The organism is Polaromonas sp. P1_H6, from assembly GCF_056405195.1.
Map to the genome: position 1 here is coordinate 33,317 of NZ_JBFUCN010000026.1, position 15,146 is coordinate 48,462.

At 64.0% G+C, this 15,146-nt stretch carries 13 protein-coding genes and 2 riboswitches; all 13 genes read left to right on the forward strand.

The window, feature by feature from the left end; translation table 11 throughout:
* The first annotated feature begins 351 nt into the window (after window positions 1–351).
* The 13 genes from AC1D1F_RS20095 to AC1D1F_RS20155 all read left to right on the forward strand — a co-directional run bounded on the left by AC1D1F_RS20095 (window position 352) and on the right by AC1D1F_RS20155 (window position 15,051).
* Window positions 352–1,350: an acyltransferase family protein gene (locus AC1D1F_RS20095; RefSeq protein WP_477676238.1), complete on the forward strand. Its 999-nt coding sequence runs from the start codon at window positions 352–354 to the stop codon at window positions 1,348–1,350.
* A gap of 127 nt (window positions 1,351–1,477) precedes the next feature.
* Entirely contained in the window at window positions 1,478–2,785 is a 1,308-nt protein-coding gene (locus tag AC1D1F_RS20100) for a TAXI family TRAP transporter solute-binding subunit (RefSeq protein WP_477676239.1), read from the forward strand.
* 3 nt (window positions 2,786–2,788) lie between these two features.
* Window positions 2,789–4,087, forward strand: a complete 1,299-nt coding sequence (locus tag AC1D1F_RS20105) for a TAXI family TRAP transporter solute-binding subunit (protein WP_477676240.1) — start codon at window positions 2,789–2,791, stop codon at window positions 4,085–4,087.
* Between the two features lie 176 nt (window positions 4,088–4,263).
* Window positions 4,264–5,289: a D-erythronate dehydrogenase gene (denD, locus tag AC1D1F_RS20110; RefSeq protein WP_477676241.1), complete on the forward strand. Its 1,026-nt coding sequence runs from the start codon at window positions 4,264–4,266 to the stop codon at window positions 5,287–5,289.
* 66 nt (window positions 5,290–5,355) lie between these two features.
* A complete protein-coding gene (locus tag AC1D1F_RS20115; RefSeq protein ID WP_477676242.1) occupies window positions 5,356–6,327 on the forward strand; it encodes a TRAP transporter substrate-binding protein in 972 nt (323 codons plus the stop codon).
* Between the two features lie 130 nt (window positions 6,328–6,457).
* Window positions 6,458–6,952: a TRAP transporter small permease gene (locus tag AC1D1F_RS20120; protein WP_477676243.1), complete on the forward strand. Its 495-nt coding sequence runs from the start codon at window positions 6,458–6,460 to the stop codon at window positions 6,950–6,952.
* On the forward strand, window positions 6,949–8,226 hold the full coding sequence (locus tag AC1D1F_RS20125; RefSeq protein WP_477676244.1) for a TRAP transporter large permease: 1,278 nt from the start codon (window positions 6,949–6,951) through the stop codon (window positions 8,224–8,226). Before AC1D1F_RS20120 ends, AC1D1F_RS20125 begins: the two co-directional genes overlap by 4 nt.
* A 76-nt stretch (window positions 8,227–8,302) precedes the next feature.
* Window positions 8,303–8,872, forward strand: a complete 570-nt coding sequence (locus AC1D1F_RS20130; protein ID WP_477696786.1) for a hypothetical protein — start codon at window positions 8,303–8,305, stop codon at window positions 8,870–8,872.
* A gap of 27 nt (window positions 8,873–8,899) precedes the next feature.
* A riboswitch (glycine riboswitch) is annotated at window positions 8,900–9,013 on the forward strand.
* Between the two features lie 21 nt (window positions 9,014–9,034).
* Window positions 9,035–9,136, forward strand: a riboswitch (glycine riboswitch).
* 39 nt (window positions 9,137–9,175) lie between these two features.
* Entirely contained in the window at window positions 9,176–10,339 is a 1,164-nt protein-coding gene (gene gcvT, locus AC1D1F_RS20135) for a glycine cleavage system aminomethyltransferase GcvT (protein ID WP_477700812.1), read from the forward strand.
* Between the two features lie 38 nt (window positions 10,340–10,377).
* A complete protein-coding gene (gene gcvH / locus AC1D1F_RS20140) occupies window positions 10,378–10,743 on the forward strand; it encodes a glycine cleavage system protein GcvH (RefSeq protein WP_477678003.1) in 366 nt (121 codons plus the stop codon).
* A gap of 65 nt (window positions 10,744–10,808) precedes the next feature.
* Window positions 10,809–13,703 carry an aminomethyl-transferring glycine dehydrogenase gene (gcvP, locus tag AC1D1F_RS20145; RefSeq protein WP_477678004.1) on the forward strand — a complete coding sequence of 965 codons (2,895 nt, stop codon included), beginning with the start codon at window positions 10,809–10,811 and terminating at the stop codon, window positions 13,701–13,703.
* A gap of 36 nt (window positions 13,704–13,739) precedes the next feature.
* Window positions 13,740–14,495 (forward strand): sulfite exporter TauE/SafE family protein, encoded by a 756-nt coding sequence (locus tag AC1D1F_RS20150; protein ID WP_477678005.1) that lies wholly within the window; start codon window positions 13,740–13,742, stop codon window positions 14,493–14,495.
* A gap of 112 nt (window positions 14,496–14,607) precedes the next feature.
* Window positions 14,608–15,051, forward strand: a complete 444-nt coding sequence (locus tag AC1D1F_RS20155) for a lysozyme inhibitor LprI family protein (protein ID WP_477678006.1) — start codon at window positions 14,608–14,610, stop codon at window positions 15,049–15,051.
* Window positions 15,052–15,146: the final 95 nt, after the last annotated feature.

The following is a 15,146-nucleotide window of genomic DNA, read 5'->3' on the forward strand; positions in this document are numbered from 1 at the left end:
TGAGGATCGAACAAATCGCCGGGAGGCACCATGCGCCAAGCGAGACAGTTGATGTAGGAGACGAGCCCAGTTTAGGGTTTTCCCGATTGATTCATTTGACGAAAAGGTTGCGCATTCGTTGCAACAACGTAACAGCTGTTTGCTTGATGAGGGATGCCGCATAAAACGATACGGCTTGCAACAGTTTGCTTTTTTTCGGACCCGAAGTTGCCGCCTTGCTTGATTACGCTCTAGGCATTCCAACGCAGACATGCGCGCAGAGACACGCGCTCACACGACCCCGCGATCCGGGTGTCGGGATATTTTGCGCACCATCAAGAGAGGAACCCGCATCCGATGACCGGCCAGAAAATGAAACGCAGCCTTGAGGTGGATACGCTCAGAGGCATTGCCTGCGTCCTGCTGGTCCTGTTCCATGTGGTGGGAGACACCCCCACCACCGGATTGAGGATCCCCGAAGGGCACTGGCTGCAGATCTTCAATGAAGCGCTGGCCTACATCCGCATGCCGCTGTTCTCGTTTATCTCGGGCTACGTCTACGCCTTTCGTCCCTACCAGGGCCGCCCGCTCGGCTTTATCAAGGGCAAGGTGCGCAGGCTGCTGCTTCCGCTGGTCACGGTGGGAACCCTTTTTGCGGTCGTACAGGCGTTCACGCCGGGTGCCAACAACGCCGTCGACCGCTGGTGGCTGCTGCACATCGTGCCGGTGGGGCACTTCTGGTTCCTGGAAGCCTTGTTCATCGTCTTCCTGGTTGTCATCCTGCTGGAGCACCTGAAAGCGCTTGCCACGCCGGCCGGCTTCGCGCTGGTCTGGGCCTTGAGCGCGGTGCTGTTCGATTACTTCAGCCCGCCGAATTATTTTGCCGCCCAGGGCGCGGTCTACCTGCTGCCGTTTTTCCTCGCGGGCCTGGCCTGCAAGCGCTTCGAGATAGGCGGCCCCGCCGCGCGCGGCATCGCGGCGGCCGTCTTCATCTGCGCCGCCACCGCGGCCATGCTGCTTCCACAGTTCTCCGAACAGGGCACCTCCATACCTGCGCTCGGGCTCGGTGTTTGCAGCGCCTTTTTGTTGTTGCGCAGCGGATGGAGCTCTCCCCGTATGGCCTACGTCGGCTCCTATTCATTCGCGATCTACCTGCTGCATGTGTTCTTCACCGCGGCAAGCCGCATCCTTTTGAAGAAGATAGGTGTCACGGACACCTATGTGCTGATGATGGCCGGCCTGGCCGCAGGCCTTGCAGGCCCCATCGTCTCGGCGCTGCTCATCAGCCGGCATGCGGGCCTCAACCTCTGGCTGCTGGGCACGACCGGTTCCAGGTCCAAACCAAAAGAAACGAAAACAGCACCCGCTTGACACGCCTTTGATGGGCGCAATGAGGCGGCGGCGCTTCCGGCTTCATCCTTCGCGTTACTCCGCGTGAGGAAAGTAACAGCTTTGCGTTATAAAGGTACAACCTTTTACAGGACTCTTCCCTGTGCGCATGGCGAAGTTATACCAACGCAAATGGCTGTGGATCCGGTTTCCGATCGTCCTCGCAGCCGCCGCCACGGCCACCGGTTTGTGGATGTTCGCCTACCCCATGCCGCCCGACCGGCTGAGCATCAGCACCGCCGCCGCGGACGGCGCCTATTACCTTCACGCCCAGCGCTACGCCGAAAAATTCGCCGACCACGGCATCACGCTGGAGATCCAGACCTCGGCCGGTTCGCAGCAAAACCTTGAACGCCTTCGCCGGGCCGGCACACCCGTCGACCTGGCCCTAATGCAGGGCGGCTTCGGCTATCTGGGCACCTCGCTGGAAAGGCGCGACCGCAGCCGCGTCGAGACCCTGGTCAATGTGGACGTGGAGCCGGTGTGGATTTTCACGCGCGGCCGCGAGATCGATTCGCTCAATCAGTTGCAAGGCTTGCGCGTGGCCATAGGCCCCGAGGGCAGCGGGACCCGCAAGGTAGCGCTCAGGCTGCTGGAGCAGGCCAGGATAGAGGCCAAGGACCTGACGCTCTCGCCGCTGACCAGCAGCCCGGCCGTGCAGGCGCTGCGGCAGGGCGCGATCGACGTGGTCTTCCTGGTCGCCGCGCCTGAGTCCTTCGCCGTGCAGAACATGCTGAGCCTGCCGGGCATCCACCTGGCGAACATCCGCAAGTCCGCCGCCATCACCGAGCGCAACCCCTACCTCGAGCCGCGCCTGCTGGCGCAGGGCACGCTGGACGCACGGCTTCCCCCGCGCGACATCACGCTGCTGACCACTTCGGCCAGCCTGGTGGCGCGCGAGGGCCTGCACCCCGCCCTCAAGCGCCTGGCCATCGCGGTGGCCATGGACGTGCACGCCGGCGGCGGACTGTTTCACCGCACCGGCGATTTCCCTTCGCTGCGGCGCATCGACTTTCCCACCGCACCGCAGGCGCGCGAGACCCTGACGCACGGCCTGCCCTGGCTGGAACGCGTGCTGCCCTTCTGGTGGGCGCAGGTCACCGAGCGCATCCTGCTGATCGTGCTGCCGCTGGCATTGCTGGCCCTGTGGCTGATGCGGCTGGTCCCGGCCTACCTGCGCTGGGTTCTGGAAAGCCGGGTCAACCGCTGGTATGGCGAGCTCAAGTTCATTGAGAACGACCTGGGCCAGGAATCGCTCTCGGGACTGGACCTGACACGTTTCCTGATCCGCCTGAACGGCATCGACAAGGCCATGATGGCTTTTGCCACGCCGCGCGACCTGATGGCGCGCTGCTACACGCTGCACCAGCACATCGAGTTCGTGCGCCAGCGGCTTTACCGGATGAGGGGGCGGTAAGCGATGAAGCTGCTGCTGCTTTACCGCCGGCGCTGGTGGCTGTTCTACGTACCCGTGCTGCTGTGCGCGGCGCTGGCCTTGTGGTGGTCCGCCACCCAATGGAAGGTGCTGCCGCCCGCCGAAGTGGTGATAAGTGCAGGCTCGCCGCAAGACGGTTATTCGATGCTGGCGCAGCGCTACGCCGAGCAGCTCGAGCGCACAGGCGTTCGCGCCGAGGTCGTGTATTCGGACACGCAGAAAGGCTCGCTGGACCGGCTGACGCGGACGAGTGAGACCACCAGCATAGGCTTTGCCCACGGCATCTACGCGAACGCCGACACCCCCGTGCAGGCGCTGGCCGTCGTCGGCCAGGAGCCGGTATGGATTTTTTCCACCACCGGCGGGCCCTCGTCGCTGGCGCAGGCCAGGGGCCTGCGCATCGCGGCGGGGCCGGCTTCGTCCTCGTCCTTCATCGCGGCCAGGCTGATGCTGGCGCACGCCGGCGTGCGGCCCGCGGACGTCCAGTTCGACAATGCCACCGGCGTAGCTGCCGCCAATGCGCTAATGGACGGCAAGGTCGACCTGGTGTTCCAGGCGGCCGGTGACGACTCGCAGGCCGTGCAGCTGCTGACACGCAGCAGCGGCATCCTGCTGCTGGGCGCCGAACACGCCGGCGCGCTGGCCGCCCAGAACCCGCGCCTGCAGCCGCTGCTGCTGCCGCAAGGCGCGATCGAGCTGCGCGGCGACATCCCGCCCAAAGACCTCACGCTGATGAGCCTGCAAACCCACCTGCTGGTACGGCCCGACGTGCACCCGGCCCTGCAGCGCGCCCTGCTCGACGCCGCCGTCGAGATCCACGAGATACCCAACTTCCTGCAGCGCCACGGCCAGTTCCCGAGCTTTCGCGGCAGCGACTTCCCGCTGTCCCCCACGGCCCGCGCCTACAGCCTGGGCGCCCGCCCCTGGATGGAAACCCTGCTGCCCTACCGCACGGCGCAGTACGCGGAACTGGTGTTCTATGCCATCGGGCCCATCCTGGCCATCGCCCTGCTGATGCTGGCGTGGATTCCAAAGCTGTTCGACTGGCGCATCAGCTCGGCGCTCAATCATTTTTACGGCGACCTGAAGTTCCTGGAAAACGACATGGACGAAGTCGCCGCCGACAACCCGATGGCGCTGCGGCAGTTGCTGGAGCGGCTGGACAACATCGAGCGCCAGGTGGTGGCGCTGGATTTGCCCGATGAGTTCTCGGAGCGCTGGTACACCTTGCGTGAACACCTGGCGGCCGCGCGTGATCGGTTGCTCAAGCTCAGGTCGCGGTAAGACTTGGTACCGGCATATCCACAGGCGTCTTGTTTTAATCTGCGTAATCTGTGGATGAAATTCTTTATCCGCAGATTACGCAGATTTACGCAGATGAAGGAAAAAACCTAAACTGTGCGGCGCGCCCGGCAGCAAACCGCGGTGAATAAAACAGAGAGTACGGAGACAAAAGATACATGAACATCGTTATTACCGGCGGCGCCGGATTCCTGGGTGCCAGGCTGGCACGGCAGCTACTCGAACAGGGGAAACTTTCTCTTGCGGGCGGCGCGCCGAAAATCATCCAGACCATCACATTGATCGACCGAGTTGCACCGCCCGCGGCGCTGGCGGCGGATTCGCGGATTCGTGCGGTGGTCGGCGACCTTAACCAACTCCTCGAAACCAGCGACACAGCATCACAGGTGGTGCGCGCCGACGACGCGCTGGTCTTTCACCTGGCCGCTGCCGTCAGCGGCGAATGCGAAGCCGACTTCGACCTCGGCATGCGCAGCAATGTCGACGCCACGCGCGCGCTGCTGCAGGCCTGCCGCAAGCTGGGCAGCTCGCCCACCGTGGTGTTCGCGAGTTCGCTCGCGGTGTTCGGCAATTCGCCCGCGCAGCCCCTGCCGCCGGTGATCGACGACAGGACGCTGCCCACGCCGCAGAACAGCTACGGCATCCAGAAATTCATCGGCGAGCAACTGGTGGCGGACTACGCGCGCAAGGGTTTCATACGCGGGCGCAACGTGCGGCTGATGACGGTCAGCGTGCGGCCCGGCAAGCCCAACGGCGCGGCCTCGAGCTTCTTGAGCGGCATGATCCGTGAGCCGCTGGCGGGCCAGCGCGCGGCCTGCCCGGTGCCGCGCGAAACGGCCGTGGCCTTGGCCTCGCCGGCGCGAACGATTGAAGGACTGGTACGCGCGGCGGAGGCCGGTGATGCCGAGTGGGGTGCGCGCACGGCGATCAACCTGCCGGCGCTGAAGACCACGGTGGGCGAGATGGCCGCGGCGCTGGCGCGCGTGGCGGGCAAAGAGGCCGCCGGCCTCATCGACTGGACGCCGGACCCTGCCATCGCCAACATCGTGGCCAACTGGCCGGCGGTCATCGATGCGGGCCGGGCCCGGGGACTGGGACTCTTGCCCGACCCCGACTTTGACAGCATTATTGCGGCCTATTTAAGCGAAAACCCGCGCACTGCGCCCAAGGTAGCGACGCAATAATAGGTGTGCATACGGCCGGGCGCCGTCATCGCGGATTTTCTGAACAACGATTATTTTGGAGACACCATGAAAATTTCAAAACTGCTGGTCGGCATGGCTTTGGGCCTGGGTTTCATCGCGGCGGCGAACGCGCAGACCACCATGCGGATCAGCATTTCCACGGCGCAGAATTCGCACCAGGGCGTGGCCATCGACACCTTTGCCAAGGAGGTCGAAAAACGCACGGCTGGCCGCTACAAGGTCCAGACCTTTTACAACGGCGCACTGGGCGGCGAACGCGAATCGATTGAAGCCGTGCAGCTGGGAACCCAGGAGCTGGCTTTCTCGTCCACCGGCCCGATACCCAACTTCGTGCCCGAGACCAAAATCCTCGACGTACCCTTTCTGTTTCGCGACAAGGCGCATGCGCGCGCGGTACTCGACGGCCCTATCGGCCAGGACCTGCTGACCAAGTTCGACGCCAAAGGCTTCAAGGCGCTGGCCTGGGCCGAAAACGGCTTTCGCCACATGACCAACAGCAAACGCGACGTGAAGCTGCCCGAAGACCTCAAGGGCCTGAAGATGCGCACCATGGAAAACCCCGTGCACATCGCGGCCTACAAGGGCCTGGGCATCATCACCACGCCGATGGCGTTTCCTGAGGTGTTCACCGCGCTGCAGCAAGGCACGGTCGACGGCCAGGAGAACCCGCTGTCGGTGATCATGTCCGCCAAGTTCGACCAGGTGCAGAAACACCTGTCGCTGACCGGCCACGTTTATTCGCCCTGCATTTTTGTGATGAACAAGGCGGCCTTCGACAAGCTCAGCGCCGCCGACAAGACCGCCTTCGTCGATGCGGCCAAGGAGGCCACCAAGGTCAACCGCGCGCGCGTCGACCAGGACGATGCCAACGGCGTGGCCGAGCTGCGCGCCAAGGGCATGACCGTGATCGAGAACGTCGACAAGTCCAAATTCGTGGCCATGCTGGCACCCGTCAATGCCGATTTCGAGAAGCAGTTCGGCAAGGCAAACATCGACGCGATCCGGAACTACAAGTAAGTGCAAGGCACGCGGGCCGCAGGCTTCCCTGCCCGGCCTGCGCACTTTTTTTTCACCGAACGCGCCCGCAGGCATCGTACTGGCGGGCGCTTTCCATGCACCGGCTCTTCCCCCTTCTCTATCGCACCTCATGAAACAAGCCTTCCTCACATTTGAACGCTGGACCACCGGCTTCTCCATGCTGGTGGCCTGCCTGATGCTGGTCATCGCCTCGGCGCTCGGCATGTTCCAGATCGTCACCCGCTTCGTGCTTGAACAGCCCGCCGAGTGGAGCGAAATCCTGATCCGCCTGAGCCTGATCTGGATGGTGTTCATGGGCATCCCCATGGCCTTCCGGCAGGGCGCCATGGTCAGCGTGGACGTGCTTTACCGCTGGAGCCCACCGCGCATCCGGCGCGTACTGGATTGGCTGGTGTGCCTGGCCGCCCTGGCGCTGATCGCCGTCATCGTCTGGTGGGGTTGGGATTATTCGCTGCGCGGCCGCGTGCAGTCCATGGCCGGTCTGGAGTCCGTCTCGATGTTCTGGGGCTATGTGGCCATGCCCGTGGGCGGCATGTTCTGCGTGATCGGCATCATCGGCAACCTGCTGGATCCCCAACGCAACGAACTGGAGACGGCGCAATGACCGCGGTGATGATTTCAACGATGGTGCTGTGCTTTGCGCTCACCGTTTCCGTGGCCGTGTCCATCGGCCTGGCCTCCATCTTCGGCATCCAGGCGTCCAATGCCAACATGCTGATCTCCGTCAAGGAGATGTTCTCCTCGATCAACAAATTCCCGCTGGCCGCGATCCCCTTCTTCATCCTGGCCGGCAACCTGATGGAAACCGGCGGCATCTCGCGCCGGCTGGTCGAGTTCGCCAAAAGCATCGTCGGCGGCGTCCAGGGCGGCCTGCCCATGACCTGCGTGCTGACCTGCATGATTTTCGCGGCCGTCTCCGGCTCGTCCGTGGCCACCACCTTTGCCATAGGCGCCATCCTGATACCGGCGCTCATCAAGCACGGCTACCCCACGGCCTACGCCGCGGCCCTGCAGGCCACCAGCGCGGAGCTGGGCGTGATCATCCCGCCGTCCATCCCCATGATCCTCTACGGCGTGAGCGCAGAGGTCTCCATTGGCGAACTGTTCATCGCTGGCTTCGGCCCGGGGCTGCTGATAGGCTTCGCGCTGATGCTGTTTGTGCACCTGTACTGCCGCTGGAAGGGCTGGGGCAAACAGGATGGCGACGGCCGCCTGAGTTTCGGCAAGGCGACCTGGCAGGCCGGCTGGGCGCTACTGATGCCGGTGATCATCCTGGGCGGCATTTACGGTGGGATTTTCACGCCGACCGAAGCCTCGGCGGTGGCGGTCTTCTACGCCCTGGTCGTCGGCATCGTGATCTACCGTGAGATCAAGCTGGCGGACCTGTATGTCATCTTGCGCAAGTCGGTGATTTCCAGCGCGGTAATCATGTTCATCATCGCCAACGCCGGGCTGTTCGCCTTCCTGATCACCCGCGCCGGCGTGCCGGACGCCATAGGCCACTGGCTGCAGGAGGTGCTGAAGTCGCCCGCCCTCTTCCTGCTGGGCGTCAACGCGGCGCTGTTCATCATCGGCATGTTCATCGAGACCAGCGCCGCCATCATTGTGCTGGCGCCCATCCTGGCGCCGGTGGCGGTGCACTTCGGCATCGACCCGGTGCACTTCGGCCTGGTGATGGTGGTCAACCTCGCGCTCGGCATGATCACGCCGCCTTTCGGCGTGAACCTGTTCGCGGCCTGCACCGTCGCCAGGATATCGCTGGACCGCATCGTGACGCACCTGCTGCCCTTTGTAGGGGTCATACTGGTCTGCCTGATGGTGATCACTTACGTACCGCAACTCTCGCTCGGCCTGCGCGACCTGGTCTACGCCAAATAGCTTTTTTTCAGGCTGGGTTTCACGCCTTTGTCATCTATGGAGGTAATGCTCAGGCTTTCATTTCAGGATGAAATCCATGCAGCTCCACAAAACCGACCGTGCCCGCGCCGAGCTCAAGCCCGGCGTGAGAACGCTAGGCCAGCGCGAGCGCACCTTGCTGCTGATGGCCGACGGCAGCAAGTCAGCCCAGGACTTCCGCCCGCTGTTCGACGGCGACGGCGAGGCCATCGCCCTGCGGCTGTTGCGCGAAGGCTTTCTGGAAGCGCACCCGGGCAAAACCTCCCCGCCCGCCGCAGTGCCTGCACCGGTGCCCGTCCCCAAACCCACGCCGGCCCAGCTGCAAAATTTCCCGAGCCCCGAAACCACACAGGCCATCCAGGTTTCGGCCGACCAGTTTGAAGGCAAACGCTCACTCGCCACCACCCGCATGTTCCTCTTCGACATCTGCGAGCGCATGTTCGCCCGGCGCGACCCGGTGATGGCCGAGCGCTTCCGCGAAGCGCTGCGCAACGCCAAGGACCGCGACAGCATGCTGGCGGCCTCGCGCGAAATGATCGAAGAAATCGAAAAAATCGCGGGCCACGAGCGTGCCGACTCCATCAGCGAGCGCATCGCCATGCTGCTGCCGCAGCACCAGGCGGCCTGACCGGGCCGACGGCAGCATCCGTTACACTCGACGGGGTCAGGAGAGAGTTTTCCGCGCGAAAACCGCCGAAGGCGCACGTACACCCCGGGGCAACCCTTTTTGGTGCACTGAACGCTCAGGCAAAAGGACTGGCAACCGCCCTGCGGCGCACCACGCGGCAAGGCGTTCCCTACTGGAGAGAGGCCGTTTTCAAAGCGGCCCACCGAAGGAGCAAGCCCGCATCGCCGGGTGAATCTCTCAGGTAAAGTGGACAGCAGGGGCAAGCTCATGGATTTAGAACCTGTTTGCCCCCCGGAGAATGCCTTGTCCGATTCGTCCACCTCTTCCGCTGCCGCCCCTGAAACCCTGCTGAAAACACCTCTGCACGAGCTGCATGTGGAGCTCGGCGCGCGCATGGTGCCCTTCGCGGGCTATTCCATGCCGGTGCAATATCCCGCGGGCCTGATGGCCGAGCACCTCCACACGCGCCAGGCCGCCGGCCTCTTCGACGTGTCCCACATGGGCCAGTTGCGCCTGGTGGGCGCCGATGCCGCGGCGGCGCTCGAATCGCTGATCCCGGTCGACGTGATCGACCTGCCCGCCGGCAAGCAGCGCTACGGCCTGCTGCTCAATGACGAGGGCGGCATCATCGACGACCTGATGTTCTTCAACCGCGATTACGCCAACGGCGGCGACCTCTTCGTCATCGTCAACGGCGCCTGCAAGGTGGGAGACATCGCGCACATCCAGGCCAAAATCGGCTCGCGCTGCGAAGTCATTCCCATGCCCGAGATGGCGCTCCTGGCCCTGCAAGGCCCGCAGGCCGTCAACGCGCTGCAGCGCCTGGCGCCCGGTGTCGAAAAACTGGTGTTCATGACCGGCGGGCGCTTCAGCGTCGCCGGCTGCGACTGCTTCCTCACGCGCAGCGGCTACACCGGCGAAGACGGCTTTGAAATCTCCGTGCACGCCTCGCAGGCCGAAACGCTGGCACGCGCGCTGCTGGCCCAGCCCGAGGTCAAGCCCATAGGCCTGGGCGCACGCAACTCGCTGCGCCTGGAAGCGGGCCTGTGCCTCTACGGCAACGACATCGACACAACGACCACGCCGATCGAAGCCAACCTCAACTGGGCCATGCAAAAAGTGCGGCGCACCGGCGGCGCGCGCGCGGGCGGCTTCCCGGGCGCGGACAAAATCCTGGCGCAGCTGGCCGACCCCGCCACGCTGGCCCGCAAGCGTGTGGGCCTGGTGGCGCTGGAGCGCGTGCCCGTGCGCGACCACACCGAACTGCAAAGCACCGACGGCGCTTCAATAGGCGAAGTCACCAGCGGCCTGCTGGGCCCCACGATCAACCAGCCGGTCGCCATGGGCTATGTGAAGCCCGAATTCGCCGCCCTGGGCACGCGCATCAACGCCATCGTGCGCGGCAAGCCCGTGCCCATGGAAGTCGCGGCCATGCCTTTTGTCCCCAACCGCTACTTCCGCGGCTGACCCCTGCCATCCCCACCCCTTAACCCCTGGAGATTCTCATGACCGTCAAATACACCGAAGACCACGAATGGCTCAAGATTGAGGGCGACATCGCCACCGTCGGCATCACCGTGCATGCGCAGGACGCGCTGGGCGACGTGGTGTTTGTGGACCTCCCAGCCGTGGGCACGACCTTCGCGCAAAAGGAAACCGCCGGCGTCGTCGAGTCGGTCAAGGCCGCCGCCGACGTCTACATGCCTGTGAGCGGCGAAGTGACCGCCATCAATGAAGCCCTGAAGGACGACCCGTCCCTGGCCAACAGCGACCCCATGGGCGCCGGCTGGTTCTTCAAGATCAAGCTGTCCGACCCATCGCAGCTCAACGCGCTGATGGACGAGACCCGCTACACCGCCTTCTCGGCCTGATTTTTTTCCGATCTTTTTTCTCTGTTTTCTGACTCCTGGCTGCCAAGCCTGACACGGGACCCGACATGTTGATGCAAACCGCCAAGCCCCTGGGCGACCTTGAAAACCCTTCCGAATTCATCGCGCGCCACATCGGCATTGACGAGACCGACGAAGTCCACATGCTCAGCATCGTGGGCTCGGCCTCGCGCCGCGAGCTGGTCGAAGGCATCGTTCCGCGCTCCATCGCGCGCAGCACGCCCATGGCCATCCCGGCCCCGGTCACGGAAGCCGCCGCGCTCAAGCAGCTGAAAGCCATCGCGGCCAAGAACCAGGTGTTCAAGAACTTCATCGGCCAGGGCTACTACGGCACCTGCACGCCGGGCGTGATCCTGCGCAACATCCTCGAGAACCCCGCCTGGTACACGGCTTACACGCCTTACCAGGCCGAGATTTCGCAGGGCCGCATGGAGGCGCTGATCAACTTCCAGACCATGGTCTGCGACCTGACCGGCATGCCGATCGCCAACGCCTCCATGCTCGACGAGGCTACCGCCGCCGCCGAAGCCATGACCTTGGCCAAACGCAGTGTCAAAAGCAAGAGTAATGTCTTCATCGTGGCCGGCGACTGCCATCCGCAGACGATTGAAGTGATCCAGACCCGCGCCAAGCCGCTGGGCATCGAGGTCAAGGTCAGCACGGCGTCGGCCACCCTGCCCCTGCTGATGGCCGAGGGCGACTACTTCGGCGTGCTGGCCCAGTACCCGGCCACCACCGGCAGCATCCACGACCTGCGTCCGCTCGCGGGCCAGGCCCACGTCGACGGCGCGGCCCTGTGCGTCGCAGCCGACCTGCTGGCGCTCACGCTGCTCACCCCGCCCGGTGAATGGGACGCCGACATCGTGCTGGGCAACACCCAGCGTTTCGGCATGCCCATGGGCAACGGCGGGCCGCACGCGGCCTACCTGGCCTGCCGCGACGAGTTCAAGCGCTCGCTGCCGGGCCGCCTGGTCGGCGTCAGCGTCGACAGCCACGGCAACCCGACCTACCGCCTCGCGCTGCAGACGCGCGAGCAGCACATCCGCCGCGAAAAAGCCACCTCCAACATCTGCACCGCGCAGGTGCTGCCGGCCGTCATCGCCAGCATGTACGCGGTCTACCACGGCCCGCAAGGCTTGAAGCGCATCGCCGAACGCGTGGCGGCCTACACCGCCGTCTTTGTGCGCGGCCTGCAGGAACTCGGCTATGAAATCACCAATACCGGCGCTTTTGATTCCGTGACGGTGAAGACCGGCGAGGCGACCAATGCGATCGCCGAGCGCGCGCGCCAGGCCGGCGCCAACCTGCGCTTTCGCCTGAACAACCACCTGGGCGTGTCGCTGGACGAAACCACCAGCCGCAAGGACATCGAACTGCTCTGGTCCTTCTTCGCCAGGCCCGGCCAGACGATTCCCGTGGTCAGCGCTTTCGAAAAAGGCGTGGAATCGCTGATCCCCGCCGAGCTGCGCCGTACGACGGCCTTCCTCACGCACCCGGTGTTCAACACCCACCATTCCGAAACCGGCATGCTGCGCTACATCCGCATGCTGAGCGACAAGGACCTGGCCCTGGACCGCAGCATGATCCCGCTGGGCAGCTGCACCATGAAGCTCAACGCGACCAGCGAGATGATCCCCATCACCTGGCCCGAGTTCGCCAACATCCACCCCTTCGCGCCCGCCGAGCAGTTGCAGGGCTATGCCGAACTCGACAAGCAGCTGCGCGACTGGCTGTGCCAGGCCACCGGCTATGCCGGCATCAGCCTGCAACCCAACGCCGGTTCGCAGGGTGAATACGCGGGCCTGCTGGTCATCAAGGCCTTCCACGAAGCCAAGGGCCAGGGCCACCGCAATATCTGCCTGATTCCCTCGTCGGCCCACGGCACCAACCCGGCCAGCGCGCAGATGGTGGGCATGACCGTTGTTGTGACCGCCTGCGACGCGCAAGGCAACGTCGACATGGCCGACCTGAAAGCCAAGTGCGAACAGCACAGCGCCAGGCTGGCCTGCGTGATGATCACCTACCCGAGCACGCACGGCGTGTTTGAAACGCAGGTGAAGGAACTCTGCGCGATGGTGCACAGCCACGGCGGCCGCGTCTACGTGGACGGCGCCAACATGAACGCGCTGGTCGGCGTGGCCGCGCCGGGCGAGTTCGGCGGCGACGTGAGCCACCTGAACCTGCACAAGACCTTCTGCATCCCGCACGGCGGCGGCGGCCCGGGCGTGGGCCCCGTGTGTGTGGTGGCCGACCTGGTACCTTACCTGCCCGGCCATGCGACGGCCGGCATTCCCGTCAACGGCGTGGGCGCCGTTTCGGCCGCCCCCCTGGGCAACGCAGCCGTGCTGCCCATCAGCTGGATGTACTGCCGCATGATGGGCCCCGAGGGCCTGACCCAAGCCACCGAGGTCGCCATCCTGAGCGCCAACTACATCAGCTCACGCCTGAAAGACCATTACCCCACGCTTTACGCGAGTGAAAACGGCCACGTGGCCCACGAGTGCATTCTCGATTTGCGCCCGCTGAAAGAAACCAGCGGCGTCAGCGCCGAGGACGTCGCCAAGCGCCTGATGGACTACGGTTTTCACGCGCCCACGCTGAGCTTCCCCGTGCCCGGCACGCTGATGGTCGAGCCGACTGAAAGCGAAACCCTGGCCGAACTGGACCGCTTCATTGACGCGATGATCGCGATACGCGACGAGATCCGCAAGATCGAAGCCGGGCAATGGCCGCAGGACAACAACCCGCTCAAGCACGCCCCGCACACCGCAGCCAGCCTGCTGGGCGCCGACTGGGACAGGCCTTACTCGCGCGAGACCGGCGCCTTCCCGCTGGCTTCGCTCAAGCTGGTGAAGTACTGGCCGCCCGTGGGCCGGGTCGACAACGTCTACGGCGACCGCAACCTGTTCTGCAGCTGCGTGCCGGTGAGCGACTACGCTTAAAACGCTTCTCTTGCTCCACGCCACTTTGCCCGCCGCATGGACGCCACGCTCGTCCTGATCATTGTGGGCGCGGCGGCGGCGGGGTTTGTCCAGGGCCTGTCGGGTTTTGGCTTCAGCCTGGTGGCCATGTCTTTCTGGGCCTGGGCCATAGACCCGAAACTGGCGGCTGTCATGGCCGTGTTCGGTGGGCTGACAGGCCAGGTCATGGCGGCCTTCACGGTCAGCCGCAATACTGACTGGAAGCGCCTGCTGCCATTCCTGGCAGGCGGCCTGCTCGGGCTGCCATTGGGTTTACTGTTGCTGCCGCGGCTTGACGTCCAGCTGTTCAAGCTGTTTCTCGGCGTGCTGCTGGCGCTATGGTGCCCGGCCACGCTGTTTTCGGGCAAGCTTCCGCGCATCCACCATGGCGGCCGCATCGCCGACGGCATGATAGGCGCCGCTGGCGGTTTTATGGGGGCCCTGGGTGGCTTCAGCGGTGTGATTCCAACGCTGTGGTGCACGCTTCGGGGCTACGAGAAGAGTGCCCAGCGCGCCGTCATCCAGAACTTCAACCTGGCCGTGCTGACGGTCACCATGGCCAGCTATGGCGCCGCCGGCCTGGTCACCCGCGAGACGCTTCCCATGCTGGCCATCGTGGCGCCTGCCGCGCTGATTCCCGCCTGGCTGGGTGGACGGGTTTACATGGGCATCAGCGACCTGGCCTTTCGCAAGCTGGTGCTGAGCCTGCTGACCTGTTCGGGCCTGGCGATGCTGGTGTCATCCGTGCCGGGCTTGTTGGGGCGGATGGGTTAAGACGCTGGACCGTGATGGCCCTCCTCTATTCGGAGGGCGGGCACTGAACAGAACGCCACCTAGAATCGTGATGCTCAGATAGTGGTCCATCTATTGGAGGGGGAAATTCCAGATGTACAAGCTCTTGTCGAACAACGCGCTGCATTACACGCTTGACATGGGGTCCCGCGCTTCCATATCCACACACGTTCTTGCCCTCGTGTTGTACCTCGCACCCGGCGTCATCTTTGCCCAGCCGGTTTGCAAAACCGACCCCTTGTCGATGGAATGGTGTGAAGCCACTATTGCTGAATACGAAAAAGGTGAGGCGGACAAGAAACTCAATGAAACTTATAAAAAGTTCATTGCTCATCTGAATGGCGATACCAGGCAAACCTGGATAAATGCGCAGAGAGCCTGGGTTAAATACTTTGAGATGCATTGCAGCGCTACAGTGGCAATCCATGCAGGGTCAGCAGCGACGCGCGCTTACACCTATCACACGTGTTTGAAGAAACAAATCATTCAACGGACTCAAGAACTCAAATCCTGGTGTCAAACAGATGAATGCAAATAATCGTTCTACCTGTTTGCACCAGCGCGCGCTGCCTGCCGCATCCAAGCTCAAAGTACTAGCGCTCACGTGTGCGGGGCTATTTTTGCTTGGTGCGT